This is a genomic window from Amycolatopsis sp. NPDC114505 (assembly GCF_055633615.1).
Genome location: NZ_JBVKDV010000001.1, coordinates 2,447,376 through 2,472,844, shown reverse-complemented (window position 1 = coordinate 2,472,844; position 25,469 = coordinate 2,447,376). Strand labels below are relative to the sequence as shown.

Annotated in this window: 24 protein-coding genes, 1 tRNA gene and 1 riboswitch; of the genes, 15 read left to right on the top strand and 10 right to left on the bottom strand. The window is 70.6% G+C overall.

Features of this window, described 5'->3' with window-relative positions:
* The first annotated feature begins 9 nt into the window (after positions 1-9).
* The 6 genes from ACZ7OU_RS12375 (at position 10) to ACZ7OU_RS12350 (ending at position 4,998) form a co-directional block, all read left to right on the top strand.
* Positions 10-1,134, top strand: a complete 1,125-nt coding sequence (locus tag ACZ7OU_RS12375; RefSeq protein WP_470241870.1) for a sensor histidine kinase — start codon at positions 10-12, stop codon at positions 1,132-1,134.
* A complete protein-coding gene (locus ACZ7OU_RS12370; protein WP_470241871.1) occupies positions 1,131-1,787 on the top strand; it encodes a response regulator in 657 nt (218 codons plus the stop codon). Before ACZ7OU_RS12375 ends, ACZ7OU_RS12370 begins: the two co-directional genes overlap by 4 nt.
* Before the next feature lie 46 nt (positions 1,788-1,833).
* Entirely contained in the window at positions 1,834-2,676 is an 843-nt protein-coding gene (locus ACZ7OU_RS12365; RefSeq protein ID WP_470255113.1) for an alpha/beta fold hydrolase, read from the top strand.
* Positions 2,677-2,692: 16 nt separating this feature from the next.
* A complete protein-coding gene (locus tag ACZ7OU_RS12360; RefSeq protein WP_470255112.1) occupies positions 2,693-3,874 on the top strand; it encodes a PQQ-dependent sugar dehydrogenase in 1,182 nt (393 codons plus the stop codon).
* Between the two features lie 231 nt (positions 3,875-4,105).
* Positions 4,106-4,609, top strand: a complete 504-nt coding sequence (locus ACZ7OU_RS12355) for an isochorismatase family protein (protein ID WP_470255111.1) — start codon at positions 4,106-4,108, stop codon at positions 4,607-4,609.
* Entirely contained in the window at positions 4,606-4,998 is a 393-nt protein-coding gene (locus ACZ7OU_RS12350) for an NUDIX hydrolase (protein WP_470255110.1), read from the top strand. Before ACZ7OU_RS12355 ends, ACZ7OU_RS12350 begins: the two co-directional genes overlap by 4 nt.
* A 187-nt stretch (positions 4,999-5,185) precedes the next feature.
* Here the strand turns inward: ACZ7OU_RS12350 and ACZ7OU_RS12345 are convergent, their stop codons facing one another.
* A complete protein-coding gene (locus tag ACZ7OU_RS12345; RefSeq protein WP_155544196.1) occupies positions 5,186-5,779 on the bottom strand; it encodes a TetR/AcrR family transcriptional regulator in 594 nt (197 codons plus the stop codon).
* A 96-nt stretch (positions 5,780-5,875) separates the two neighbouring features.
* Entirely contained in the window at positions 5,876-6,841 is a 966-nt protein-coding gene (locus ACZ7OU_RS12340; RefSeq protein ID WP_470241878.1) for an acyl-CoA desaturase, read from the bottom strand.
* 207 nt (positions 6,842-7,048) lie between these two features.
* On the opposite strand from ACZ7OU_RS12340, the gene ACZ7OU_RS12335 reads away from it, so the two are divergent.
* From ACZ7OU_RS12335 to ACZ7OU_RS12315, 5 genes are all read left to right on the top strand, one after another.
* Positions 7,049-7,120 (top strand) — tRNA-Gln (locus ACZ7OU_RS12335).
* A gap of 34 nt (positions 7,121-7,154) precedes the next feature.
* The gene (locus ACZ7OU_RS12330) at positions 7,155-8,909 is read left to right on the top strand and encodes a GGDEF domain-containing protein (RefSeq protein WP_470255109.1); all 1,755 of its coding nucleotides are present in this window, start codon (positions 7,155-7,157) and stop codon (positions 8,907-8,909) included.
* Positions 8,910-8,957: 48 nt separating this feature from the next.
* A complete protein-coding gene (gene glmU, locus ACZ7OU_RS12325) occupies positions 8,958-10,430 on the top strand; it encodes a bifunctional UDP-N-acetylglucosamine diphosphorylase/glucosamine-1-phosphate N-acetyltransferase GlmU (RefSeq protein ID WP_470241880.1) in 1,473 nt (490 codons plus the stop codon).
* Positions 10,427-11,407, top strand: a complete 981-nt coding sequence (locus tag ACZ7OU_RS12320) for a ribose-phosphate diphosphokinase (protein WP_470241881.1) — start codon at positions 10,427-10,429, stop codon at positions 11,405-11,407. The genes glmU and ACZ7OU_RS12320 overlap by 4 nt, the downstream gene beginning before the upstream one ends.
* Positions 11,408-11,471: 64 nt before the next feature.
* Complete coding sequence (locus ACZ7OU_RS12315) at positions 11,472-12,341, top strand: TIGR03621 family F420-dependent LLM class oxidoreductase (protein WP_470255108.1); 870 nt, start codon at positions 11,472-11,474, stop codon at positions 12,339-12,341.
* Here ACZ7OU_RS12315 and ACZ7OU_RS12310 read toward each other — a convergent pair.
* Together ACZ7OU_RS12310 and ACZ7OU_RS12305 are read right to left on the bottom strand one after the other, a co-directional pair.
* Entirely contained in the window at positions 12,335-12,976 is a 642-nt protein-coding gene (locus ACZ7OU_RS12310; protein ID WP_470255107.1) for an NAD(P)-dependent oxidoreductase, read from the bottom strand. The genes ACZ7OU_RS12315 and ACZ7OU_RS12310 overlap by 7 nt on opposite strands.
* 143 nt (positions 12,977-13,119) lie before the next feature.
* Complete coding sequence (locus ACZ7OU_RS12305; protein ID WP_470255919.1) at positions 13,120-14,214, bottom strand: hypothetical protein; 1,095 nt, start codon at positions 14,212-14,214, stop codon at positions 13,120-13,122.
* A 370-nt stretch (positions 14,215-14,584) separates the two neighbouring features.
* On the opposite strand from ACZ7OU_RS12305, the gene ACZ7OU_RS12300 reads away from it, so the two are divergent.
* From ACZ7OU_RS12300 to ACZ7OU_RS12285, 4 genes are all read left to right on the top strand, one after another.
* A complete protein-coding gene (locus tag ACZ7OU_RS12300) occupies positions 14,585-15,187 on the top strand; it encodes a 50S ribosomal protein L25/general stress protein Ctc (RefSeq protein WP_470241884.1) in 603 nt (200 codons plus the stop codon).
* Positions 15,188-15,196: 9 nt separating this feature from the next.
* Positions 15,197-15,790 carry an aminoacyl-tRNA hydrolase gene (gene pth / locus ACZ7OU_RS12295; protein ID WP_155540898.1) on the top strand — a complete coding sequence of 198 codons (594 nt, stop codon included), beginning with the start codon at positions 15,197-15,199 and terminating at the stop codon, positions 15,788-15,790.
* Between the two features lie 21 nt (positions 15,791-15,811).
* Positions 15,812-16,126, top strand: coding sequence for a DivIVA domain-containing protein (locus tag ACZ7OU_RS12290; protein ID WP_470241886.1), 315 nt, complete (start codon positions 15,812-15,814; stop codon positions 16,124-16,126).
* A gap of 169 nt (positions 16,127-16,295) precedes the next feature.
* Positions 16,296-16,652 carry a DivIVA domain-containing protein gene (locus ACZ7OU_RS12285; protein ID WP_470255106.1) on the top strand — a complete coding sequence of 119 codons (357 nt, stop codon included), beginning with the start codon at positions 16,296-16,298 and terminating at the stop codon, positions 16,650-16,652.
* A 43-nt stretch (positions 16,653-16,695) separates the two neighbouring features.
* Here the strand turns inward: ACZ7OU_RS12285 and ACZ7OU_RS12280 are convergent, their stop codons facing one another.
* The 6 genes from ACZ7OU_RS12280 to ACZ7OU_RS12255 form a co-directional block, all read right to left on the bottom strand.
* Entirely contained in the window at positions 16,696-18,384 is a 1,689-nt protein-coding gene (locus tag ACZ7OU_RS12280) for a fatty acyl-AMP ligase (protein ID WP_470255105.1), read from the bottom strand.
* A 145-nt stretch (positions 18,385-18,529) separates the two neighbouring features.
* Positions 18,530-20,296, bottom strand: a complete 1,767-nt coding sequence (locus tag ACZ7OU_RS12275; RefSeq protein WP_470255104.1) for an ABC-F family ATP-binding cassette domain-containing protein — start codon at positions 20,294-20,296, stop codon at positions 18,530-18,532.
* A gap of 46 nt (positions 20,297-20,342) precedes the next feature.
* A complete protein-coding gene (locus ACZ7OU_RS12270) occupies positions 20,343-21,305 on the bottom strand; it encodes a 4-(cytidine 5'-diphospho)-2-C-methyl-D-erythritol kinase (RefSeq protein ID WP_470241891.1) in 963 nt (320 codons plus the stop codon).
* A gap of 70 nt (positions 21,306-21,375) precedes the next feature.
* Positions 21,376-22,389: a methionine ABC transporter ATP-binding protein gene (locus tag ACZ7OU_RS12265; RefSeq protein ID WP_470241892.1), complete on the bottom strand. Its 1,014-nt coding sequence runs from the start codon at positions 22,387-22,389 to the stop codon at positions 21,376-21,378.
* Between the two features lie 193 nt (positions 22,390-22,582).
* A riboswitch (SAM riboswitch) is annotated at positions 22,583-22,689 on the bottom strand.
* 138 nt (positions 22,690-22,827) lie between these two features.
* On the bottom strand, positions 22,828-23,664 hold the full coding sequence (gene rsmA, locus ACZ7OU_RS12260) for a 16S rRNA (adenine(1518)-N(6)/adenine(1519)-N(6))-dimethyltransferase RsmA (protein WP_470255103.1): 837 nt from the start codon (positions 23,662-23,664) through the stop codon (positions 22,828-22,830).
* Between the two features lie 180 nt (positions 23,665-23,844).
* The gene (locus ACZ7OU_RS12255) at positions 23,845-25,272 is read right to left on the bottom strand and encodes a transglycosylase family protein (protein WP_470241894.1); all 1,428 of its coding nucleotides are present in this window, start codon (positions 25,270-25,272) and stop codon (positions 23,845-23,847) included.
* Between the last annotated feature and the right edge of the window lie 197 nt (positions 25,273-25,469).

Below are 25,469 nucleotides of genomic sequence, written 5' to 3'. Positions count from 1 at the left end.
TTCGATGGCGTGGAACGACTCGTCGTGTGGGTACGCAAGCACCGGTGGACGGTGGATCTTCCGCTGTACGGCGTGTTCGTCTTCCTGAGCCCGAACTGGAACGACGCCGGCTCGTGGGGTGTCCGCGCGATCCCCATGCTGTTCCTGCTCCCCCTGCTGGTCCGCCGCCGGTTCCCGCGGACCGTCGCGGTGCTGACCATCGCCGGCGCGGCGGCGGTGTACCTCAACGAGGTCTGGGCGTACGACCGCGGCCGCACCGAGCTGGCCATGGCGGTGGTGCTGTTCACGCTGGTGAAGCAGGGTCGGCGGTGGTTCGCCGCGGCGATCGCCCTCGCGATCGGCGTGCTCGACGTCCAGTGGGGCGTCCTCTGGGGGACCTACTCGGACAGTCCCACGTTCATCATCGTCAGCGCGTTCCCCCTGCACATCGCCGCGTGGGCGCTCGGGGAGTTCTTCCGCACCAAGGAACAGCTCGCCGCGGAGGAGGAGAAACGCGCCGACGCCCAGTCACGCGCCGCCGTCGCGGAGGAGCGCACCCGGATCGCGCGCGAGCTCCACGACGTCCTCGCGCACAGCATGAGCGTGATCGTGCTGAACGCCGAAGGCGCGAAGCTCGCCCGGCACCGCGACCCCGAAGCCGTCGACCGCACGCTCGACACGATCGGCCGCACGGGCCGGGACGCGCTCGCCGAGCTGCGGCGGCTCCTCGAAGTCCTGCACGCCGGCCAGGCGGCGCGCAGCCCCCAGCCGAGCATCGACGAGCTGCGTGAGCTCGTCGACCAGTGCGGCCGCGCCGTCGCGCTCGAGGTCACCGGCGACCCCGGTGCCCTGTCCGCGAGTGCCGCGCTGCAGGCGTACCGGATCGTCCAGGAGGCACTGACCAACATGATCAAGCACGCCCCGGCCGACGCGACCGGCCGCGTCGAAGTCGCGTTCGAACCGGCCGAGGTCCGGATCGAGGTGACGAACACCGGCGGGCGGGCCGCACCCGCACCGGCGCCCGCGCTGCCCTCGTCCGGGCGCGGGCTGGCCGGGATGCGCCAGCGGGTCGAGATGTTCCACGGCGAGCTGGCGCACGAGCCGTTGCCGGACGGCGGCTACCGCGTGCGGGCGAGCCTGGCGGTCGGGTCGTGACGGCGCGGGTCCTGCTCTGCGACGACCAGGAGCTGGTGCGCGTCGGGCTGCGGATGATCGTCGAGAGCCAGGACGACCTCGTGGTCGTGGCCGAGGCCGCGAACGGTGAAGAGGCCGTCGCGAAGGCCCGCGAGCTGCGGCCGGACCTGGTGCTGATGGACGTCCGGATGCCGGTGCTCGACGGCGTCACGGCGACCGGGCGGATCTGCGCCGAGCTGCCCGACGTGCGCGTCCTGATCATCACGACGTTCGACCTCGACGAGTACGCGTACGCCGCCCTGCGCGCGGGTGCCAGCGGGTTCCTGGTCAAGGACGCGCCGTCGGAAGAGATGCTCGTGGCGATCCGCGGCGTGCTGCGCGGCGACTCGATGGTCTCGCCGTCGGTGACGCGGCGGCTGCTCGACCGCTACCTCGCCGACGACCGCGATCCGGTGGACGTCGCCAAGCTCGACGTGCTGACCGAGCGCGAGAAGGACGTGCTGGGGCTCATCGCGCGCGGGCACTCCAACGGCGAGATCGCGGCGAAGCTGTACATCGGCGAGACGACGGTGAAGACGCACGTCGGGCGGATCCTCGGCAAGCTGCGGCTGCGCGACCGGGTGCACGCGGTGGTGTTCGCCTACGAGTCCGGACTGGTGCGTCCAGGTACTTGATCACACCCTATTTATCTCCTTGATAGGGAAGGATAGAGTACTTTGCATGACGATATACAAGTCCGAAGCCGGTGCCCGCCTCCTGCGTGAGCGCTACCTCGAAGCCCTGACGGCGTGGCCGGACCACGACCAGGTGCGCGTGCCGACGCCCGAGGGCGAGACGTTCGTGCTGGTCGCCGGGCCGGCGAACGCGCCGCCACTGGTGCTGCTGCACGGCTCCGGCAGCAACTCGGCGGAGTGGGCGCAGCGGATCCCCGCGCTGGTGGAGCGGTTCCGGGTGTACGCGGCCGACATCATCGGCGAGCCGGGGATGAGCGCCGAGACGCGGCCGCCGCTCGGCAGCGACCGGTACGCGCGGTGGCTGGACGCCGTGCTGGACCACTTCGACGTCTCCCGGGCAGCCTTCCTGACGTCGTCGTTCGGCGGCTGGCTCGCGCTCGACTACGCGACGCGGCGGCCCGGGCGCGTCTCCGCGCTGGCGCTGCGGTGCCCGATCGGCCTCGGCCCGATGAAGAAGGGGTTCGTCGTCAAGGCGGTGTTCCTGGCCCTGCTCGGGGAGAAGGGACGGCGGAAGTCCGTCGCCGGCGTCGTGGGCGAGCCGGAGTCGTCGCCGATCGTCGAGCAGCAGCTGCTCGTGTCCGCGCACTACCGCTACCGCACCGGCCCGTTCCCGGTCTTCGGCGACGCGGCGCTGGAGCGGCTGAGCATGTCGGTGTACGCCGTCGCGGGAGCGGAGGACGCGATGGTCGACTCCGCGACGACCAAGCGTCGCCTCGAAGCGGCCGGCGCGGTCGTCGACCTGGTACCCGGCACCGGGCACTACATCCCCGGCTCGGGCGACCTGGAGTTCCTGAAGGCGTCGGCGGCGAACGGCGATTTCACCGCTTGATGGCAGGATGAGCCGTATGCGGTGTGTGCTGGGTCTCATCGGAGCAGTGTCCCTGCTGGTGGCGGGCTGCTCGGGCGCCTCGAGCGCGCCGGTCCAGAACATCCCGCCCGCGTCCACGCCGGCGACGTCGAGCGGGAAGTTCAAGGTCGAGACGGTGACCGCCGGGCTGCAGCACGGCTGGGACATCGGCTTCCTGCCCGACGGCGGCATCCTCGTGCCACAGCGGCCCGGCAAGCTCGCGCTGGTCCGCGACGGGAAAGCCACCGACGTCAAGGCCGACTTCTCCGACGTCCTCGTGCAGGGCGAGGGCGGGCTGCTCGGCATGGTCATCAGCCCCGACTTCGCGACCAGCCGCGAGTTCATCACCTGCCAGGACCACCAAGAGGGTGGCAAGGCCGTCGACATCCGGCTGGTCACGTGGAAGCTGGCCGAAGACGGCGGGAGCGCGTCGAAGGTCAAGGACCTGCTGACCGGGCTGCCGGTGAACCCGAGCGGCCGGCACTCCGGCTGCCGGCCGACGTTCGCACCGGACGGCGCCCTGCTGGTCGGCACCGGCGACACGGCCCGCGCGTCGATCGCGCAGGACCGCCACTCCCTGGGCGGAAAGGTGCTGCGGCTGGACGCGAAGACCGGGAACCCATTGCCGGACAACCCGTTCATCACGTCGTCGAACCCGAAGGAACGGCTGATCTACACGTTCGGCCACCGCAACGTCCAGGGCGTGGCGATCCGGCCGGGCAGCGGCCAGGTGATCACGGCCGAGCACGGCCCGACCTTCGACGACGAGGTCAACCTGCTGAAGCCGGGCGCGAACTACGGCTGGGACCCGTCCAAGGGCGGCACGGACTCGAGCTACGACGAGAGCGTGCCGATGACCGACCTCAAGCGGTTCCCCGACGCGCTGAGTCCACTGTGGACGTCCGGCAAGATCACCGAAGCGATCAGCGGCGACGCGTTCCTGACCGGCGCGCAGTGGGGCAAGAACGACGGCGCACTGGTCGTGGTGGCGCTGAAGGGCCAGAAGCTGCTGCTGTACCACTTGGACGCGGCGGGCAAGGTCCTGGACGTCTCGCTCCCGCCGGAGTTCGACGACAAGTTCGGCCGGTTGCGGGCCGTGCGGACCGGCCCGGACGGCGCGCTGTACGTGACGACTTCGGACGGGACGGACGACAAGTTGCTGAAGGTCACACCGGCCTGAGCATGAGAAAACCACGGCCGCTGAGTGCCGTGGACACTTCCGCCGGGGCGGCGGATCGCGGAACATGGTGTGTACCAAGAGTTTTCGCCCGCCCCCGACGGTTGTTGGACGCGGTCCGAAGATAGCGTTCCCGCGGCAGCACCGCGCCGGTCCCCGAGCGCCATCGCCGACCTGGCGATCGGGGACCGGCCTCCAAACCGTGCCCCGCCCGGCGAACCCTAGGATCGGGGCATGACCAAGATCGACCCGGCCACGTCCGCGCTCGTGCTCGTCGACCTGCAGGAGCGGATCGTCGCGCTGCCGACCACGCCCTACAGCGGGAAAGAGGTCGTCGCGAACGCGCTTCGGCTGCGGACAGCGTTCCGCGAGGCCGGCGCGTCCGTGGTGATCGTCAAGGTGTCGCGGCCGGACAACCCGCCGGGCAACGAGCTCGTCTTCGACGCGCAGGACGACAAGATCGTCACCAAGTACGCGATCGGCGGCTTCGCGAACACCGACCTCGACGAGTTCCTGCGCGGAGCCGGCGTGAAGACGGTGTATTTCGGCGGAATCGCGACGGAGTTCGGCGTCGAGTCGACCCTGCGCGCGGCCGGCGACCACGGCTACGACACGGTGGCGGTGTCGGACGCGATGACCGCGCTGTCCGAGATCTCGCACGAAAACGCGATCACGAAGATCTTCCCGCGCCTCGGCACGGTCGTGACGACGGACGAAGTGTTGGCAGGCCTGGCGTGATCGACAAGGTCGCGTGGATCCACGTGGTGGACGGCCGCGTCCTGGCGGCCCGCTCACGCGGCAAGGACAAGTTCTACCTGCCCGGCGGCAAGCGCGAGCCGGGCGAGACGGACGTCGAGACACTGGTCCGCGAGATCCGCGAAGAACTGGACGTGGAGATCAAGCCGTCGACGATTTCGCCGGCGGGCACGTTCGAAGGCCAGGCGCACGGCAAGGCGGAAGGCACGGTGGTCCGCACGACGGCTTACTCGGCGGAGTACACCGGGACGTTGGCGGCCAGCAGCGAGATCGAGGAGATCGCGTGGTTGGCCTACGCGGACCGGCCGCGGGTGTCGTTGGTGGCGCAGCTCATCTTCGACCACCTGCACGAGACCGGCGTGCTCAGGTAGCGAGGAACTCGGCGACGTCCGCGCTGAACCGGCGCAGTTCCTCGCCCGGCATGACGAACGTCCGGACGGTGCAGGACCGGTGGGTCCAGCCGGAGTCGGGTCCGCTCGCCCGTCCAGCCGCGGAAGTCCCGGTCAAGGCCGGCGGCGAACGTCCCGAGGCCGGCGCGGTGTCCCGTCAGGGAAACCGTCACCCCAGTCGCAGCTTCGGCTTGTGCTCCAGGTGCGAAAGCCCGTTCCAAGCCAAATTCACCAGGTGCGCCGCGACCTCATCCCGCTTCGGCTTGCGCGCGTCCAGCCACCACTGTCCCGTCAGCGCGACCATTCCCACCAAAGCCTGTGCGTACAGCGCCGCCAGTTTCTCGTCGTAGCCTCGGGCCGCGAACTGCTGGGCCAGAATGTGTTCCACCTGGCTCGCGATGTCGTTCAGCACCGTCGAGAACGTCCCCGTCGAGCTCGCCACCGGGGAATCGCGGACCAGGATGCGGAAACCGTCGTGGGAATCCTCGACGTACGACAGCAACGCCGTCGCCGCCTGTTCCAGCATCACGCGGGGGTGGCCGCCGTGCAGGGTGGACACCATGCGCTCCAGCAGCAGCTGGGTTTCGCGGTCCACCACCACCGCGTAGATGCCTTCTTTGCCGCCGAAGTGTTCGTACACCACGGGTTTCGACACGTTGGCGCGGTGCGCGATCTCCTCGATCGACGTGCCGTCGAAGCCCTTTTCGGCGAACAACGCCCGCGCCACGTTCAGCAATTGCTGACGCCGCTCGCTGCCGGTCATCCGGACGCGCGTCACCGGGGCGACCGGACGCGCCCCGGTGACCTGCTGCTCACGCTTCGACCGTCGTCTCCCCGCCACTCCCCGAACCCTACTTGACTAGCCCTTTTCCGTCGCGATTCGGGCCAGGCGCTGCGGGGTCGGCCAGCGGACGTCGTGCACCCAGCCGAACTTCTCGAAGATCCAGATCAGCCGCGCGGAAATGTCGATCTGGCCGCGCTTGACGCCGTGACGCGCGGACGTCGGGTCGGCGTGGTGCAGGTTGTGCCACGACTCGCCGAAGCTGAAGATCGCCAGCGGCCAGAAGTTCGCCGACTTGTCGCGCGCGGCGAACGGCCGCTCGCCGATCATGTGGCAGATCGAGTTGACCGACCACGTCACGTGGTGCAGCACGCAGATGCGCACCAGCCCGGCCCAGAAGAACGCGGTGACCGCGCCCCACAGCGACCACGAGATCAGCCCGCCCAGCAGCGCCGGCAGCGCCAAGCTGACCAGCGACCACAGCCAGAACAGGTCGTCAACCTTCTTGATCGCCGGGTCCTTGACGAGGTCCGGCGCGAAGCGCTCGGCGTTGGTCTGGTCGCGCTCGAACAGCCAGCCCATGTGCGCGTGCCAGAAGCCCTTGGCGATGGCCCACGGCGAGGTGCCGAACGCCCACGGCGAGTGCGGGTCGCCGTCGCGGTCGGAGAACGCGTGGTGCCTGCGGTGGTCGGCGACCCAGGTGATCACCGGGCCCTGCAGCGCGATGCTGCCGGCGATGGCCATGACCACGCGCAGCCACGGCTTGGCCTTGAACGATCCGTGCGTGAAGTAGCGGTGGTAGGACACCGTGATGCCGAGCCCGCTGATCGCGTAGAACACCACGAAGATGCCGACGTCGACCCAGCTCAGTCCCCAGCCCCAGGCGAAGGGCACCGCGACCAGCAGTGCCACCAGCGGCGCGATCACGCCGAAGTAGACCGACAGCTGCACGCCGATGCCTCGCGTGCCTTCAGTAACGGGTTTGGGCCCCTTGGGAGCCGAAGGCTCCCCGGTGGGCTGAGAACGGTCGAGCGTGGCCGTCATACGCTTCACTTCTCCCTATGCGGGCAACCTTTGACGTAGGGTGCCCTAACCTACGATGCCGTAAGTTACGGTACAGGAGGTTTCGGCGACTGGGGAGTGCCGGAAGCCTCACACCCGTACTTCGGAACCGGGGTACCCGGCGGACTGGGCGGTAACGCATCCCCCGCGCGGACGACACCCGATCGTCGCTATCCTGACCAGGATCGATCCGCCGTAGTGTAATCGGCAGCACTTCAGATTTTGGTTCTGACAGTTCAGGTTCGAATCCTGGCGGCGGAGCAGCTCGAGGACCCGAACCCACGACACCGGGAGGTTGGCGCTGACCGACGAGGCGACCGACCCGGGTCCGGCCAGGCGTCCCGCCCTGGCCGAGATGTCCGACGCCTGGCTTGTCGGGCGTGCGCGGGAACTGATCGCCGCGGTCCAGCGGCAGGAGTACACCCAGCAGCTGCAGATCGTCGAGCTCATGGACGAGCTGCTCGACGAGACCCAGCGCCGCGGCGAGCCGACGATGATCGCGCAGCTCCTGCGCGCGTCCGCGATCGCCCGGCTGATCACCAGGGGTCTGGCCGCGGAAGCCGAACCCCGGCTCGACGAGATGCTCGCGCACACCCGGCGGCACGGCCTCGCGCTGCTGCGGGCCGACGCGCACGCGCTGCGCGGCCGCCGGCTGGTGATCGCCTCGCAGGAAGACCCCGCGCTCACCGAGATCGCCCGCGCGCTGGCCATCCTCGACGACTCCGCGATCCCGAACCGGCAGGTCGGCATCCGCCAGTGGAACCGGATGCTGTGGTCGGCGCTGAACGACTGCTGGATCGTGCTGAACCAGCTCGGCGTGTACGAAGCCGCCGAAGAGGTCATCGGCCGCGCGGCCTCCGCGATCCGCGAGAGCGCGAGCCCGCACGAGATCACGCTGCAGCTGATGAACCGGGTCAAGATGCTGCTCGGCTGGGGTCTGCGGCTCGAGCGCATCGACGAGTACGACGAGAGCGCCGAGAAGTTCCGCACCGCCGCCTCCATGGCCGTGGCCGCCGAAGGCCCGTTCACCGAGTCGCTGTTCCCGCGGAAGGCGGGCGTCGCGGCCGTCGACCAGGTCGGCGTCCTCGCCTCGGCGCAGGCGCTGCACAGCCCGAGCTCCGACCAGATCGACCGGCTCCGGGCGCTGCACGAAGGCACCGGCTACCCGGGCGAACGCGAGATCGTCGCCATCGCGCTGGCCCGCTGCCTCGACCAGGCCGGCCGCCGCGAAGAGGCGCTCGACGTGCTGCGGCACGCCCGCGAGTCGCTGACCGACGACACCTCGCAGCCGTCGATGCGGCTGAACATCGCCCGCGAGCTGGCCCGGCTGGACACCAGCCCGGACTACGCGTCCGGCGCGAGCCAGTCGCTGATCGACTACGCCACCCGGCTCGAGTCCGAGATGTGGAGCCTGCGCGAGTCGCAGATCGCCACGCTGAACGCGCGCCGCGAGCACGAACGGCTCTCCGCCGAGCACGGCGCGATCACCCAGCAGGCCCTGCAGGACCCGCTCACCGGCCTGCCGAACCGGCGCGCGCTGGACGAGAAGCTGCGCCTGCTCGCGTCGTCGGCCGACGCCCAGCCCCTCGCCGTCGCACTGGTCGACCTCGACGGCTTCAAGGGCGTCAACGACAAGGCGTCGCACGCCGAAGGCGACAACGTGCTGCGCGTCGTCGCGAGCACGCTGCGTGACGCCCTGCGCGGCGACGACCTCGTGGCGCGCTACGGCGGCGACGAGTTCATCGTCCTGCTCCCGGGCACGCCGGCGTCCGCGGCGAAGATGGCGCTCGGCCGCGCGGTGAAGTCCGTCGCGGGCCTGCCGCACCACCTGTCGCACGGCGTCACGCTGTCCATCGGGCTCGTCTCACTACGGCCGCAGGAGCGCGGCGAGCAGGTTCTCGCCCGCGCGGACGCGGCCATGTACCAGGCGAAACGCGGCGGCGGCAACCAGGTGGCGTCGGCCAACTCGATGGTCGCCGACCCGGGCGGCGCGTGGCCGGGCGACGCCCCACCTACCGACCCCGCGTGGGACACCGAAGACCACAGTTAGGATCTGAGCCCGACAGAAGCCATTCATTGGTAACCGTTGGGAGCGCCGTTGACCGGCCCGCTGAGCACGTTGATCCTCGCCGCGGGTGAGGGCACCCGCATGCGATCCGCGACCCCGAAGGTGTTGCACCCGATCGCCGGGCGGCCCCTCGTCGAGCACGCCGTCCGGGCCGCCGCCGGCCTGGACCCCGAGCACCTCGTGGTGGTGACCGGCCACGGCCGCGAGGCCGTCGGCGCCCATCTCGCCACGGTCGCCACGGCACTCGGGCGCGAGGTCGGCACCGCGGTGCAGGCCGAGCAGAAGGGCACCGGCCACGCGGTGGGCTGCGCGCTCGCGACGCTGCCGGCCGACCTCACCGGCACCGTGATCGTCAGCTACGGCGACGTCCCGCTGCTCGACACCGCGACGCTGCGCGCCCTGCTCGACGAGCACACCGACGCGAAGAACGCCGTCACCGTGCTCACCGCGGTGGTCGACGACCCCACCGGCTACGGCCGCATCACGCGCGACGACGCCGGCAAGGTCACCGGGATCGTCGAGCACAAGGACGCCACCCCGGCGCAGGCCGAGATCACCGAGATCAACTCGGGTGTCTACGCCTTCGACGCCGCGGTGCTGCGTGACGGCCTTTCCCGCCTGTCGACCGACAACGCCCAGGGCGAGCTCTACCTCACGGACGTCCTCGGCATCGCGGACGGCGACGGGCTGCACGTCGGCGCCCTCGTCGTCGACGACCCGTGGCTGACCGAGGGCGTCAACGACCGCGTCCAGCTGTCGGTGCTCGGCGCCGAGCTCAACCGCCGGATCGTGCGGCGCTGGCAGCGCGAAGGCGTCACAGTCGTCGACCCCGCGTCGACCTGGATCGACGCCGGCGTGACGCTGTCGCGGGACGTCGTCATCGAGCCGGGCGTCCAGCTCAAGGGCTCGACGTCGGTCGGCGAGGGCAGCACGGTCGGCCCGGACAGCACGCTGACGAACGTCAAGATCGGGGCGGGCGCCTCGGTGGTGCGGGTGCACGGCTCCGACTCCGAGCTGGGCGACCGCGTCAACGTCGGCCCGTTCACCTACCTGCGGCCGGGCACGAAGCTGGGCGAGAAGGCCAAGCTCGGCGCGTTCGTCGAGACGAAGGCCGCCGACATCGGCGCGGGCACGAAGGTGCCGCACCTCACCTACGTCGGCGACGCCACGATCGGTGAGCACAGCAACATCGGCTGCTCGAGCGTGTTCGTGAACTACGACGGCGTCAACAAGCACCGGACCGTTATTGGTTCGTATGTCCGGTTGGGAGCCGACAACACCTTCGTCGCTCCGGTGCAGGTCGGTGATGGCGCTTACAGTGGGGCGGGTGCCGTGATCCGCGAGGACGTCCCGCCGGGCACACTCGCGGTGTCGGCGCCGCCGCAGCGCAACATCGAAGGCTGGGCGATCCGGCGCCGGCCGGGTACGCCCGCGGCGGAGGCGGCCCAGGCCGCCCTCGACGCCGAGTCAGCAGCAGGAACCGACGGGGAGTCGCCAGCATGAGTCCGAAGTCAGGTACGCCGAAGAAGAACTTGATGCTCTTCTCCGGACGGGCGCACCGGGAGCTCGCCGAAGAGGTCGCCGAGCACCTCAACGTGACGATCACCCCGCAGACGGCCCACACGTTCGCCAACGGTGAGCTGTTCGTCCGGTTCGAGGAGTCCGTCCGCGGCACCGACGCCTTCGTCATCCAGGCGCACACCACGCCCATCAACGAGTTCGTGATGGAGCAGCTGATCATGGTGGACGCGCTCAAGCGGGCGAGCGCGAAGCGGATCACCGTGGTGATGCCGTTCTACCCCTACGCGCGCCAGGACAAGAAGCACAAGGGCCGCGAGCCCATCTCCGCGCGGCTGATCGCGGACCTGTTCAAGACCGCGGGCGCCGACCGGATCATGACGGTCGACCTGCACACGGCGCAGATCCAGGGCTTCTTCGACGGCCCGGTCGACCACCTGATGGCGCAGACCGTGCTGGCCGACCACATCAAGAAGACCTACGGCAACGCCGACATCACCGTCGTCTCGCCGGACTCGGGCCGCGTGCGGCTGGCCGAGAAGTGGGCGCAGACGCTGGGCGACCGGCCGATCGCGTTCATCCACAAGACGCGCGACCCGGACAAGCCGAACCAGGCCGTGGCGAACCGCGTGGTCGGCAAGGTCGAGGGCAAGCTCTGCGTCCTGATCGACGACATGATCGACACCGGCGGCACGATCGTGAAGGCCACCGAGGCCCTGATCGACGAGGGCGCGGCGGACGTGGTCATCGCGACGACCCACGGCATCCTGTCCGACCCGGCGACCGAGCGCCTTTCGCAGTGCAAGGCGCGCGAGGTCATCGTGACGAACTCGCTGCCGATCCCCGAGGAGAAGCGCTTCGAGGGACTGACGGTCCTGTCGATCGCCCCGATGCTGGCGGAGGCCATCCAGCAGGTCTTCGAAGACGGCTCGGTGACTTCGCTCTTCGACGGCAACGCCTGACGAAACCGTCCGCCGGGCGCGAACTCCGCGCCCGGCGGCGGTTCCCGGCGCTAGCGTCACCGGCATGGGGAACTTCAAGTTCGGCGTCAGCCTCCGCGGGATCGGCGGCCGGGACGCCTGGATCGCCAAGTGCCGGCGGGCCGAAGAGCTCGGCTACGACGTCATCACCATCCCGGACCACCTGGGCACCGGGTCGCCGGCGCCGTTCCCGGCACTGGCCATGGCCGCCGCCGTCACCGAACGGCCGCGGCTCGGCACCCTCGTCTCCAACGTGCCCTTCTACAACCTCGCGCTCTTCGCGCGCGAAGTCTCCTCGACGGCCGCGCTGCTCGACGGACGGCTCGACCTCGGGCTCGGCGCCGGGCACATGAAAGCCGAGTTCGACGACGCCGGACTCCCCTGGCGAAAGGCGTCCGAGCGCATCGCCTACCTCGAAAAGAGCCTCGGCTACCTGCGGAAACACTTCGAAGACGAGGGCATCGACCACCCCCGGCTGCTCATCGCGGGCAACAGCGACGGCGTCCTCGAACTCGCCGCCGAGCACGCGGACGTCGTCGGCTTCGCGGGCCTAAGGCAGCAGCCCGGCAAGCCGCCGGGAACCTTCGTGCTCGACAACGCCGAGGCCATGGACGAGCGGGCCGCGTTCTTCCGCGCCCACGCCGGCGCACGCGACGTCGAACACAACATGCTGGTGCAGCGGGTCGTCGTGACCGGCGACCGGCGGGCGGCCGCGGCGGAGTGGCACGAGGAGACCGAACACCGCGCCGCGCGCAGCGTCGACGAGCTCCTCGACGCGCCCCAGCTCCTGCTGGGCACGGTCGAGGAGATCGCCGGGCAGCTGGAAAGCCGGCGCGAGCGCTACGGCTTCTCCTACATCACGGTCTTCGAGCCGTTCCTCGAGACGTTCGCGCCGGTCCTGAAGGCACTTCAGTAAGCGACGGTGAAGCGCGCGCGGCGGTGCTTCGGCTGCTCGATCTCGTCGACGTACGCGGTCGCGAAGTCGTCGCCGCCGATGTGCGACTTGCCGTTCTCGTCGGTCAGCAGGACGTCGCCGCCGATGCGGAACTCACCCTTGCGCTCGCCCGGCGTCCAGGCGCCGAACTCGGCGGCGGGGCTGACGTAGAACCAGTCGAGGTCCTCGGGCTGCTCGCGCAGCAGGCCGAGCACCTCGGCGTGGTTGCCGGCCTCTTCCTTGTACTCGGCCGGGAACTCCGGGGTGTCGAACAGCCGCGGGCCGCCCTCGGCGACCAGCAGGCTCGCCGCACCGCCCACGAACGACAGCCGGACGCCGTTCTCGCGCGCGACCCGCGCCAGCGCCGGCACGGCGTCGATGAGCTTCTTGCCGTCGATCGCCCGGGCCGGGGTGGCCACCACGAACACGTCGGCGTCCTTCGCCAAGCTCGCCACGAGCTCCTCGTCGTGCAGCGACCCCTGCCGCTCGTCGACGCCGTCGGGCACCGCGCCGGTGTTCCGCGCGACGCCGACCACCTCGTGCCCGCGCCGCAGCGCCTCGGTGCCGATCCTGCCCCCGGCGTACCCGGTCCCCCCGAAAACCACCAGCTTGGCCATGTCACTTCTCCCGTTCGAATCGGCTGTACCCCCACTTCTTGAGCGGGGCGTGGGGGCCGCGCCCCCACTAAGCAGAGCCGATGCTAGGAACGGAAGATCACCTACTTCAACGGAAGGAACGCACCCCCGGGTAGGTGTCCAGCTCAGCCGCCCAGGCTGGCGAACTCCGCGGCGACCTTCTGCTTCACCGCGTTGACGTCGAGGGCCGCGCGGACCTCCGCCGTCGCGTTCGGCTTGGACAGCACCTGGTAGCTGGCCGTGCGGTTCGGCAGCTTGAACTTGACCGTGCAGGACATCTTGACCGTCGCGTACGGCTCGGCGTCGGCCGCCGTCGTGCAGGTCTGCGCGCCGAGCGAGTCGGCGCTGACCTCGACCGAGAGGTTGATGTGCACGACGCTCTTGCCGCCCGCGGCCGGCGAGCCGACCACACTGGTGGAGACGTCGACGGTCGTCGTGCAGGAGCCGACGAAGTCCTTGCAGTCGAGGGTGTCGTTCGTGACGACGGCGCTGGCCTGCACCAGGCCCTCGAACGGCTGGCCCAGACCCCCGACGGCGTTGTCGAGGTCGGTGTGGAACGTCTTCAGCGCGTCGCCGGCGACCGGGTCGACGCGGAACTCGGCGCCGAACTTCGGGCCGGCCTGCGGGTCGAGCAGCGCCGGGGCGAAGCTGACGACCCGGTTCGGCTTGGCCGTGGTGACGCGCAGGACGCTCGGCGCGGCGCCGAGCTGGTAGACCTCGGTGCCGTCCGGCAGCTTCGCCTTCACCGGGTCGCCCAGCCGGTCGAGGCCGGTCAGGGCCTTGCGCAGCCCGTCGGCCAGCGCCTGCGGGGCGAACCGGGCCGCGGGGTCGAAGGGCAGCTCGGACCCGAGCGAGCGCACCCAGCTCGTGCCGAACTGCGTGTCCTCGTCGATGGCGTGCGCTTTCCAGTAGTCGGCGTCGGCCTGCAGGTAGAACTGCCCCGCGGCCGAGGTCACCTGGACGACGCGCCCCTCGACCGGCAGCCCGCCGAAGGCGTTGCCGCCGCGGGTGACCCGGAACTGCTGTTCGGCGCCCTTGGCCGCCGACTTCAGGGAGAGCGCGGGCGTCTGGCCCAGCGCGGTGAGGGCAGCGTCGACCGCGGCGCGCTGCTCGGCGCGCCGATCGGCCGTCTGCTGCCCGGCCGCGGAGACCCCGGCGCTGCCGGGGACCGCCACCTGGCAGCCGGCCAGCAGTCCGCCCAGCAGCAGCACCGCCGCCACCATGGCCCGTCGAGCCCGCATCTTTTCCGCCCCTTGCTCCGCGTCTGCGTCCGAGCACACCTCGGCCGGTGAAGTCCCGCCACCGGATTTGTGTCGTCACGCACCGGGGATAGGAGGGTTCTAGCCTGGTCCGGGCCCCCGCCGCAACCCACCGTGATGAGGTTGGTTTACACTCTTGAGGTTGTCTCGGCGAGGCGGGGCCCCACTGGGGTGCCCGGCGTGATCGACGCGGCGGCTCGGAGTAGCTCCCGGCTGTTGTGCACGCCCGGAAAACTCGCCGCCGAACGCGACCACTGAACAGAACACCGCATCCCCCGCCGCAGCATGCTGTTCACCGCACCATGTTCGTGATTTGAAGGAGTGCCACACCGTGTCCGAGGTACGTCTGTCCGTCGAGCCGCGCACCGAGTTCGGCAAGGGCGCCGCGCGCCGTACGCGTCGCGCCGGCAAGATCCCCGCCGTCCTGTACGGCCACGGCTCGGACCCGCGGCACTTCGCGCTGCCGGCCATCGAGTTCGCCCGCGTCGTCCGCGAGAACGGCTCCAACGCCGTCATCACGCTCGACCTCGAGGGTTCCGACGAGCTGGCGCTGACGAAGACCATCGTCGTCCACCCGCTGAAGAACTACATCGAGCACGTCGACCTGCTGGTCGTCAAGCGCGGCGAGAAGATCGTCGTCGACGTCCCGCTGGTCGTCTCCGGCAACCCCGGCCCCGGCGGCCTGGTCAACCAGGGCATCGACACCCTGCAGGTCGAGGTCGAGGCGCTGCACATCCCGGAGCAGTTCGAGCTCTCGATCGAGGGCGCCGAGATCGGCACCCAGTTCCTGGCCAGCCAGGTCGAGCTGCCGCAGGGCGCCGTCCTGGTCACCGACCCCGACGCGCTCGTCGTGGCCGTCAACGAGCCGCAGCGTGAAGAGGCCGACGACGACGCCGCCGAAGCGGGCGAAGAGTCGGCCGAAGCCGCCGAATAGCATTTCCGCATGACCGAAGACCTGCCCGGGGCCGGCGAGCTGATCCTGCTCGCCGGCCTTGGCAATCCCGGACCCCAGTACGCCGGAAACCGGCACAATGTCGGCTTCATGGTGCTGGACGAGCTCGCCTCCCGGATCGGCGGCAAGTTCAAGACGCACAAGAGCGGCGGCGAGGTGCTCGAAGGCCGGCTGTCCGGTCGCCGCGTCGTGCTGGTGAAGCCGCGCACGTACATGAACCTCTCCGGCGGGCCCGTGGTCGGCGCGGCGCGGTTCTACAAGGTGCCGCCGACCGGCATCGTCGTGGTGCACGACGAGCTGGACGTCGACTTCGGCGCGCTGAAGCTCAAGTTCGGCGGCGGCGACAACGGGCACAACGGACTCCGCTCGATCACGAAGTCGCTCGGCACCCGTGACTACTACCGGGTCCGGTTCGGCATCGGCCGCCCGCCCGGCCGCCAGGACCCGGCGGACTTCGTGCTGAAGGACTTCGGGACGGTCGAGCGCAAGGAGCTCCCGTTCGAGGTGGACCGGTGCGCGGACGCGACCGAAGCGCTGGTCGGCACCGGTCTCGCGGCCGCGCAAAACGCCTTCCATGCGGGCTGACATCGGTGGCAAGGTGAACCCATGACCCCTGACGAAGTCCGGGCGATCGCGTTCGGCAAACCCCGCTTCGGCCGGCGCGGCTACAACGAGGACGAGGTCGACGCCTTCCTCGACCTGATCGCCGATGCGCTCGACGGCCGGAACATCCTGACCGCCGACGACATCCACTACGTCGATTTCACGATCATGCCCGTCGGCATGCGCAGCTACGACCAGGCTCAGGTCGACCTGTTCCTGGACGAGGCCGAGGCGGCGCTCATCGAGCTGCGGAACCCGCGGCCGGTGGTCGAGGAGCGGCGCCCCGAGGGCCCGCGGAAGTGGTTCGGCCGCAGCTGACGATGTGAAACCGGCCACACAGCGCTGCGTAGTTCCGGCTCACTCACAGGCGGATGGCGGCCGCCCATCGGGGTGAGCTTCCTGGTCCGCCCCTTCCGGGGGAACCCGTTCACGGGTTAGGACGGTGTACGGGAGTTCGCACCGCCAAACCCCGGAATCGGAGAGTTCCATGTCGTTCACCGCCGAAGACCTCGCCGAGGTCACCTTCGGTAACGCCCCGATCGGCCGCCGTGGCTACGCCAAGCACGAGGTCGACGAGTTCGTCCGGCGCATCGCCAAGACGTTCGCCGAGGAGGACGACCTGACCGCCGCCGAAGTGCACCACGTCATCTTCGCGAAGCCGTTGATCGGCAAGCGCGGCTACGACGAACGCGAGGTCGACGACTTCCTCGACACGGTGGAAGACCAGCTCGCCACCCGCACCGGCCACGCCCCGGACCTCCCGGGCGCCCGCACGGCTTCGGAAGCGATGGCCGAACGCGCCCTGCCGCCGACCCTGCGCGCGGAGCGCCTCCAGCAGCGCTGACCCCTCCGGCGGCGGGCCTGCGACGGCCCGCCGCCGGAGTGCGTCAGGAGTCGGCGTTCTTCTTGATCTTGTCCGCGAACTGCTGCGCCGTCGCCGCGCGCTTGACCTTGCCCGACGGGGTCTTCGGCAAGCTGCCCGCCGGCAGGACCACCACCGCGTACGGCCGCATGTCGACCGCGTCGCGCACCCGGGCCGAGACCTGCTTCATCAGGTCCTTCTCGGCCTCGGCGTCGCCCGCCAGCTTCGACTCCACGACCACCGCGAACCGCTCGCGCCGGCTGCCCGCGTCCAGCCGCACCGCCACCGCGTTGCCCGCCCGGACCCCCTCGACCGACGTCGCCGCGCGCTCGATGTCCGTCGGGTACAGGTTGCGGCCGCCCATGATGATGACGTCCTTGCGCCGGCCGCAGATGACGATCTGGCCGTCCACCAGGTAGCCGAGGTCGCCGGTGTTCAGCCAGCCTTCGGCGTCCTGTGTGTCGAGCGGGCCCTCCATGGTCAGGTAGCCGGGCGTCACGGCCTCGCCGCGCAGCCGGATTTCGCCGACCTCACGCTCGCCGACGCGTGCACCCGCGTCGTTGACGATCTCGGCTTCCAGGCCGTCCAGCGGCGGGCCGAGCACCGCGAACGACCGGACGCTGTCGGTGTCGCGCCGCGGGTCGCCCTCGGGCACCGGCACCGCGCGGTTGTCCGCCTCCAGCGCGTCGGCCTCGACGACGTCGAGCGTGAGCCCGGTGAACAGCGGCGCGAACGACACCGCGAGCGTCGCCTCGGCCATGCCGTAGGCCGGGAAAACGCATTCCGGCGGCATCTTGAACCGGGCACCGGCGTCCACGAAGGTCCGGACGGCGGTCTCGTCGATGGGCTCGGCGCCGTTCAAGGCGATGCGCAGCTTCGAAAGGTCGTAGGCGTCGTCCTCGTCGACGCGCGCCATCCGGCGTCCGACGATCGCGTACGCGAAGTTCGGCGCCGCCGTCGTCGTGCCGTGGTACTTGGTGATCAGCTCGGGCCAGATCAGCGGTCCCGAAAGGAACTCGACCGGCGTGATCTTGACGAGCTCGACGCCGAAGGTCATCGGCACGGTCAGGAAGCCGACCATCCCCATGTCGTGGAACGTCGGCAGCCAGGACACCATCACGTCGGTGTCGAAGTCGAACTCCGCGCGGTCGACCATGGCCTTGACGTTGGAGTACAGGTTCCCGTAGGTGATCCGCACGGCCTTGGGGTCGGCGGTCGAGCCGCTCGTCAGCTGCAGGAGCGCGGTTTCGCCCTCGTCGGTGGCGACGACGTCGGCGAGGGGCTCGGCATCGACGAGGTCGCTGATCAGCTTGAAGCCGATGCCCTTCTCCTCGAGCACCGGGGCCAGCTGGTCGAAGGGCTCACCCAGCAGCACGAGGTTCGAGCCGATCATCCCGAGCACGCGCACGGTGTCCTCGGCCCACTCGGCGAGGTCGGTACGCGGGGTGGGCTGGTGCAGCATGGTGACGCTGCCCCCGGCCAGCCAGACGGCCTGCACGGTCGGCGCGATCAGCACCGGCGCGGCGGCCAGCACCCCGACGGCCGTACCCCGCTCGAACCCGGCGGCGACCAGCCCGCCGGCAACCCGCCGGGCTTCTTCGTGCACCTCGGCCCAGGTCCGCCGAACCGGCTCCTTGGGCTCCCCGGTGACCATGCCACGCTGCTGACCTCGTCCCGCCGCGGTGGCGACGAGCGTGTCCACGAACCTGCTCATGGGCGTCAGATTACTGTCTGGGTGTCAACATCCGCCGTCCAAGGCGGAAACCGGGCCCTGAAGCCGGCGGTCCACCACTTCCCACGTACGGCACGCCCGAGCGTTCGCCCTGGCTGCGCGCGAGGGTCGGCTTGCCCGAGGACCCTCACTCGAGCAGTTCGGACGTCTCCAGCCAGCGGGCCTCGACGTCCTCGATCTCGCCCTTGACGCCCTTCAGCTGGCCGTTGAGCTCCATCAGCTTCGACGGATCCGTCGCCGCCTCCAGCAGGGCCGCGTGGAGCTTCTCCTCCTTCGCGTGCAGCTGGTCCAGCTTGCGCTCGAGCCGGCCCATCTCCTTCTGCGCCGCCCGCACGTCCGCCGCCGACTTCTTCGCCTCGGCCTTCGCCGCCGTGGGGGCCGCCGCGGCCGCCGGTTCCTTGGCGAGCGCCCGGCGGTTCAGGTACTCCTCGATGCCGCCCGGGAGGTGGGTGATGCGGCCGTCGCCGAAGAGGGCGACGATCGTGTCGCAGACTCGTTCGACCAGGTACCGGTCGTGCGAGACGACGATCATCGTGCCCGGCCAGCCGTCGAGCAGGTCTTCCAGCTGCTGCAGGGTGTCGATGTCCAGGTCGTTCGTCGGCTCGTCGAGCAGCAGCACGTTCGGCTCGGCCATCAGCAGCCGGCACAGCTGCAGCCGGCGCCGCTCGCCGCCGGAGAGGTCGCCGACCGGGGTCCACTGGCGGGCCTGCGGGAACCCGAGCTTCTCGCCCAGCTGCGACGCCGTCATCTCCTGCTTGCCGAACACCACGCGCCCGGCCACCTGCTCGATCGCCTGCAGCACGCGCAGGTCGGCGGGCAGGTCGTCGAGCTCCTGGCGCAGGTGCGCGAGCGCGACCGTCTTGCCCTCGATCCGGCGCCCGGTCGAGCCTTCGACGTCGCCGCCGAGCAGCTTCAGCAGGGACGTCTTGCCGGAGCCGTTGATCCCGACCAGGCCGATCCGGTCGCCGGGGCCGACCCGCCAGGTGACGTGGTCGAGCAGCGTCCGGTCGCCGACCTTGTACGTCGTGTCTTCCAGCTCCAGCACGGTCTTGCCGAGCCGGCGCTTCGCGAACGCCATCAGCTCGACGGAGTCACGCGGCGGTGGGACGTCCGCGATCAGCGCCTCGGCCGCGTCGATGCGGTAGCGCGGCTTCGACGAACGCGCCTGCGGACCGCGTCGCAGCCACGCCAGCTCCTTGCGGGCCAGGTTCTGCCGCTTCTCCTCGGCCGTCGCGGCCAGCCGCGCCCGCTCGGCGCGCGCGAAGATCCAGTCCGCGTAACCACCTTCGTACTGCTCGACACGGCCGTTCGCGACCTCCCACGTCAGGCTCGCGACGGTGTCGAGGAACCACCGGTCGTGGGTGACGACCACGACCGCGATCCGCCGGTTCAGCAGGTGGTCGGCCAGCCACTGGACGCCTTCGACGTCCAGGTGGTTGGTCGGCTCGTCGAGCACGACGAGGTCGAGCTCGCCGGTCAGCGCGGCCGCCAGGGAGACCCGGCGCCGCTCGCCGCCGGAGAGGTTCGCGGTCGGCGTGTCCAGCCCGATCGCGGTGATCCCGAGTCCGTCCACAATGGACCGGACGCGCGCGTCGGCGGCCCATTCGTGCTCGGCGCCGTAGCGTTCGAGCACGACCTCGCCGACGGTGCTGTCGTCCGGGAGCTCGGTCCGCTGGGTGACCACGGCCATCCGCAGGCCGCCGACGTGGCTCACCCGCCCGGAATCCGGCGCGGCGAGTCCGGAAAGGACTTCCAGCAGCGTGGTCTTGCCGCCGCCGTTGAGGCCGACGACACCGATGCGCTGCCCGGCCGCGACGCCCAGCGAGACGCCGTCCAGCAGTGGCTTCACCCCGTAGGACTTGCTCACCGCTTCCAGGTTGACCAGGTTGGCCATCCGCTCAGCCGTTCCTTTCCGGGAAAGAGAAATCTACAATGGACGGTCAGGCGTGCACGCGCGGCGGCGCCGGGCGCGGCGCGTCGTCCCCGCCGACCACGCGGGCGCCGGGGACCGGGCCGTGCGCCACCCGGACCGTGCGGCACACCCCCGCGCCCGACAGCTCCGCGGCGACCTCGACCGCGGTCTGCGCGTCCTCGCAGAGGAACGCGCACGTCGGGCCGGAGCCGGAGACCGTGCCGGCGAGCGCGCCCGCGTTGACGCCGGCCCGGAGCGTCCGGCGCAGCCCCGGCCGCAGCGAAACCGCCGCCGCCTGGAGGTCGTTGCCCAGCAACAGCGCCAGCTGACGCGGGTCGCCCGAAGCCAGCGCCTCGACGACCGGGGTGTGCGAGCCGATCCGCGGCGGGTTGCCGTCCGCGCGCAGGCGATCCAGCTCCTTGAACACCTTCGGCGTCGACAGCCCTTCGGAGTCGAACGCCAGCACCCAGTGGAAAGTGTGCCGCGACAGCACCGGCACGAGCTGCTCGCCGCGCCCGGTGCCCAGCGCGGTGCCGCCGTAGAGCGCGAACGGGACGTCGCTGCCCAGCCCGGCGGCGAGCTCGGCCAGCTCGTCGCGCGTGACGTCGAGGTTCCAGAGGCTCGCCAGCCCGACCAGCGTCGCCGCCGCGTCGGCACTGCCGCCCGCCATGCCGCCCGCGACCGGGATGCCCTTGCGCAGCACCACCCGAACGTTCGGCGCTTCGGTGCGGCCGACGTGCGCGGAAAGCGCTTCGACCGCGCGCCAGGCCAGGTTGGTGCCGTCGGCGGGCACCGAGCCCTCGCCCTCGCCGTAGATCTCCACGCCCGGCTCTTCGGTGACCGCGACGGTCACCTCGTCGGTCAGCGACAAGGCCTGGAACACGGTCACCAGCTCGTGGTAACCGTCTTCGCGCAGGTCGTCGACCGCCAGGTGCAGGTTGACCTTGGCCGGGACCCGGACGGTGACTGGGGGCGGAACTACGGCGAGCACCCGACCAGCCTACGTGGCCGCGAAAACGCCCCGATGCGACGTGCGCATCGGGGCGTTTACGGCGTTCGGGTCAAGCTGCCGCGACACCCTGGGGGCCGCGCGCGGTGTGCGTCACGTGGCCGCCGCGCTCGGCGACCCACGCCAGTGCCGCGTCGGCCCGCTCGCCGCGGACGCCGAGGCGGAACCGGCCGACCGGGGTGTCGCCGATCCGGGTCAGGCCGCCGCCGATCGTGGCGAACTCGACGTCGAACCGGCCCGCGGCCTCGGGCAGCAGCGCGCCGACCGAAGCGAAACCGATCAGCACGACGTCGGCCGAGCGGTCGTAGCGGGCGATCTGGGCGCGGGTGGTCTCGATGGCGGGCAGCAGCGCCTGCGCGGTGCGGCTGGCCGGGTTCGAGACCAGGTCGAGGACAGTGCCGCGCTCGACGACCGTGCCGTCTTCGAGCACCGCGACGTCGTCGCAGACCCGGCGGACCACGCCGGCGTCCGGGGTCGTGACCACGACGGTGGTGCCCAGCTCGGCGCGGGCGCGGTCGAGCACGGTGAGCACCGCGCCGGCCTCCTCCGGGTCGATGCCGGCGGTCGGGTCGTCGGCGAGCAGCACCGCCGGCGCCGCGGCCAGTGCCTTCGCGACCGCGACGCGGCGGAGCTGACCCTCGGTCAGCTCACCGGGACGCTGCGTCGCGCGCTGCGTCAGGCCGACGAGGTCGAGCAGCGAGCCGACCCGGCTGCGGCGCTGCGGGCCGTCGACGCCGAGCTGCTCGAGCGGGGAGGCGATGTTGCCGGCGATCGTGCGCTCGGCGATCAGCTCCGGTTTCGTCGAGACGACGCCGAGCTGGCGGCGGATTTCGCGCAGCCGGCGGCCGTCGAGGGTGCCGGTGTTGAGGCCGTCGAGGCGGACGACGCCGCGGTCGGGCCGCTCCTGCAGCGCGATGCAGCGGGCGAGGACGGACTTGCCGGACCCGGCCGGGCCGACCACGCCGAACAGCGAGCCGGCCTGGACCTCGACGCTCACGTCGTGCAGGGCGACGACCGAGTTTCCGTTGGTGGCAAAGGTTTTGGACAAGTTTTCGACGGTGATCACGAAGGCTCCAGAAAACGGGGTGCGCGCAGCGCGCGGCACCCGGCCGCAGGCGAAGTCCGTCCTTTGAGGACGGTGCATGAAGAAGAGGTGGACCGGCTACGACAAGCTCAGTGGGAGCGTCGACATGCGGTCACGGAGCGGCGGCCTTCGTCGACTACGCGACGCCTGGTCAGGAGCAGGGGGCGAGCTACCCTCTTCATCGGAAACGGCCTCCATCGGTCCTGGCGGTAGCACCTTCCCCGCGGGGGGTGGTTGCTGCGACTTCGGCGAGCCAGGTCTCTCAGTCGCTCGGGATGGACACTTCCGAGTAAAGCCGATCCCGGCGAGCGAAAGCAAGCCTGTTGGCCCAGATCACACGAGTGGAGGTGTCCGAATCGCGAGATCGCACGTCAAGAGGCGTATTTTCGCCGGACCCCGTTGACTTCCACTGTGGACGTGCTAACGCGCGGCGGCGAGCCTCGCGAAGTCGTGCACGTTCAGCTGTTCACCGCGGGTCTTCGGGTCGATCCCGGCGGCCGTGAGCAGCTCCCCGGCCCGCTCGGCCGAGCCGGCCCAGCCCGCCAACGCGGCGCGGAGCGTCTTCCTGCGCTGTGAGAAAGCGGCGTCCACGAGGCCGAAGAGCCGATCGCGGTCGTCCGACGCCGGAGCGTCACCGCGTTCGAAGGCGACGAGCGCGGAGTCGACGTTCGGCACCGGCCAGAACACCGAGCGCGGCACGGCGCCGACCTTGCGCGCGGGGCCGTACCAGGCGAGCTTGACGCTCGGCACGCCGTAGATCCGGCTGCCGGGGCCCGCCGCCATCCGGTCGGCGACCTCGGTCTGGACCATGACGAGGCCGGACGTGAGCGACGGCACCTCGGCGAGCAGGTGCAGCACGACCGGGACGGCGACGTTGTAGGGCAGGTTCGCGACGAGCGCGGTCGGCCGCGGCAGCTGGTCGTCGGTGATCCGCAGCGCGTCGGCCGTGACGACCTGGAGTCGTTCGGAGACCTCGGACCCCCGCTCGGCGACGGTCTTGGGCAGCCGTTCGGCGAGCTTGGGATCGATCTCGACGGCGACGACGCGCGCACCGGTGGCGAGCAGCCCGAGGGTCAGCGACCCGAGCCCGGGCCCGACCTCGAGGACGACGTCGTCCGGGCCGACGTCCGCCAGCTCGACGATCCGCCGGACGGTGTTGGGATCGTGCACGAAGTTCTGCCCGAGCTTCTTGGTCGGCCGCACGTCCAGCTCGGCCGCCAGCCCGCGGATCTCGGCAGGTCCCAACAGTTCAACCACCGCTGGAGCTTACCGATGGGGCATCACGCGTGACTGGGCAGGCATCACGCGTGATTGGGGGGGCATCACGCGTGATGCCCGCCTGATCACGCGTGATGCCCCTCGGGACACGCGTGATGCCTTTCCGCGCACGCGAAACGGCCCCCACCTCGTCGAGGTGAGGGCCGCTCGAAAAGCGTGTCAGGCCTTCTTGCCGCAGACCGGCCAAGCGCTGTAGCTGCCGCCACGGCCGGCCTTGACCTTCTCCGCGATCGCGATCTGCTGCTCGCGCGAAGCCTGGTTCGGGAGCGCCGCGTACTCGTCGCCGCCGTAGGCGTCCCACGTGCGCTTGTCGAACTGGAGGCCGCCGTAGTAGCCGTTGCCGGTGTTGATGGCCCAGTTGCCGCCCGACTCGCACTGCGCGATGCGGTCCCACGCGGAGCCGTCGCCGATCGCCGGGGTCGGGGCCTGCTTGGTGCCGACGTGGATGATCTTCGGCTTCGGCTGGGTGATGACCTGCTCGGAGATGCTCTCGCGGGAGACCTCTTTGCCGTTCTTCTGCGTGACCTTGTAGGTCACCATCTTCTCGCCGGGCGTGCCCGGGTCCTCGACCGAGGTCTTGCCCTTGACGAGGTCCGGGTCGTCGACCTTCTGCTCGGGCGGGGCGATGTCTTCCTTCTGGACGACCGTCGAGACGCCGGTGCGGCTGATGTGCACCTCGGCGCCGTCGGTCAGCTTGACGTCCAGACCGCCCTCGGCCTGGTCCTCCGGGCCCAGGGTGAGCTTGTACTCGCCCAGGAACTCCTTCGTGGTGACCGCGGTCGTGGTGACCTTCTTCGGCGCGTTGGCGCCGTCGTAGAGCGTGAGGTTCTTGAGGGTCTTGATCTCGACGGTGGCGCCCTGCAGGGGCAGCTCGCCGTCCTTCGGCATCGACATCCACGTGCCGGGCTTGTCCACCCCGGCCATGCCGAGCTGGCCGAGCGCGTCGCCGAGGTGGGTCGCGCGGACCCAGGAGGTGTGCTCCGCGCCGTCGACGATCATCTTCAGCTGACGGCCGCGCTCGAGCTTGATGACACCGCCGTCGCCGACCTCCGCCTGCGGGGACGGGGAGAGCGAGTCGTGCGCGCCGACGGACAGGCCCGCGTCCTCCAGCACTTCGCCGACGGTGTCGCCGAACGAGTGCACGGTGGTCTGCTGGCCGTCGACGTCGACGGTGATGCTCTTGTTCATCGCCAGCGCGGCCGCGCCGCCGCCGGCGATGCTGATCATGACGCCGAGGACGGCGCCCTTGAGGAAGCGGCGCTTCCAGATCTTGGTGGTCTCGCGCAGGCCCTCGTCCAGCATGGCCCGCTTGGCCTGCGGGGACGCGGTCCGGTCCGCCTCGATCTCGTCCGGGATGACGATCGGCGGCAGGTACGTCGTCTCGGCGTTGATGAGCCGGATCAGCTCGTCGACGTCGACGTCGATCTCGGCCATCATCGCGTCGGCGTCGGGGCCGAGCGCGGCGAGGATGTCCTGCTGCGTGATGTTCGGGTCGTCGGAGAAGTCGAGCTGGCCGTAGGCGGTGTCCTCGTAATGACGATCGAGGACGGCCGCGGAGCGCGCTCCAGCCTGTCTGCTACCTGTCACCGCTGTCGTTCCCTTTCCCAAGACGCCGTTCGGGGCGGCGTCTTTACGTCTGGGCCCGCAGCCGGCGCCATCGTCACGGTCCCGGTCGTACCTACCCGGTTCCGCTTCCCCGACGTGCACTGACGTGACTGTGGGCGTAACAGCCGGCAACTGCATGGTGCAGTACCGACCGGCACGATCACGGGACAGTAACGGGT

Excerpts from the sequence above, each read along its gene's own strand:
- ACZ7OU_RS12275 (WP_470255104.1), bottom strand. The coding sequence starts at position 20,296 with ATGGCCAACCTGGTCAACCTGGAAGCGGTGAGCAAGTCCTACGGGGTG.
- ACZ7OU_RS12315 (WP_470255108.1), top strand. The coding sequence starts at position 11,472 with ATGGGGAACTTCAAGTTCGGCGTCAGCCTCCGCGGGATCGGCGGCCGG.
- ACZ7OU_RS12345 (WP_155544196.1), bottom strand. The coding sequence starts at position 5,779 with ATGACCGGCAGCGAGCGGCGTCAGCAATTGCTGAACGTGGCGCGGGCG.
- ACZ7OU_RS12365 (WP_470255113.1), top strand. The coding sequence starts at position 1,834 with ATGACGATATACAAGTCCGAAGCCGGTGCCCGCCTCCTGCGTGAGCGC.
- pth (WP_155540898.1), top strand. The coding sequence starts at position 15,197 with ATGACCGAAGACCTGCCCGGGGCCGGCGAGCTGATCCTGCTCGCCGGC.
- ACZ7OU_RS12320 (WP_470241881.1), top strand. The coding sequence starts at position 10,427 with ATGAGTCCGAAGTCAGGTACGCCGAAGAAGAACTTGATGCTCTTCTCC.
- ACZ7OU_RS12310 (WP_470255107.1), bottom strand. The coding sequence starts at position 12,976 with ATGGCCAAGCTGGTGGTTTTCGGGGGGACCGGGTACGCCGGGGGCAGG.
- ACZ7OU_RS12340 (WP_470241878.1), bottom strand. The coding sequence starts at position 6,841 with ATGACGGCCACGCTCGACCGTTCTCAGCCCACCGGGGAGCCTTCGGCT.
- ACZ7OU_RS12280 (WP_470255105.1), bottom strand. The coding sequence starts at position 18,384 with ATGAGCAGGTTCGTGGACACGCTCGTCGCCACCGCGGCGGGACGAGGT.
- ACZ7OU_RS12355 (WP_470255111.1), top strand. The coding sequence starts at position 4,106 with ATGACCAAGATCGACCCGGCCACGTCCGCGCTCGTGCTCGTCGACCTG.
- ACZ7OU_RS12290 (WP_470241886.1), top strand. The coding sequence starts at position 15,812 with ATGACCCCTGACGAAGTCCGGGCGATCGCGTTCGGCAAACCCCGCTTC.
- ACZ7OU_RS12360 (WP_470255112.1), top strand. The coding sequence starts at position 2,693 with ATGCGGTGTGTGCTGGGTCTCATCGGAGCAGTGTCCCTGCTGGTGGCG.
- ACZ7OU_RS12285 (WP_470255106.1), top strand. The coding sequence starts at position 16,296 with ATGTCGTTCACCGCCGAAGACCTCGCCGAGGTCACCTTCGGTAACGCC.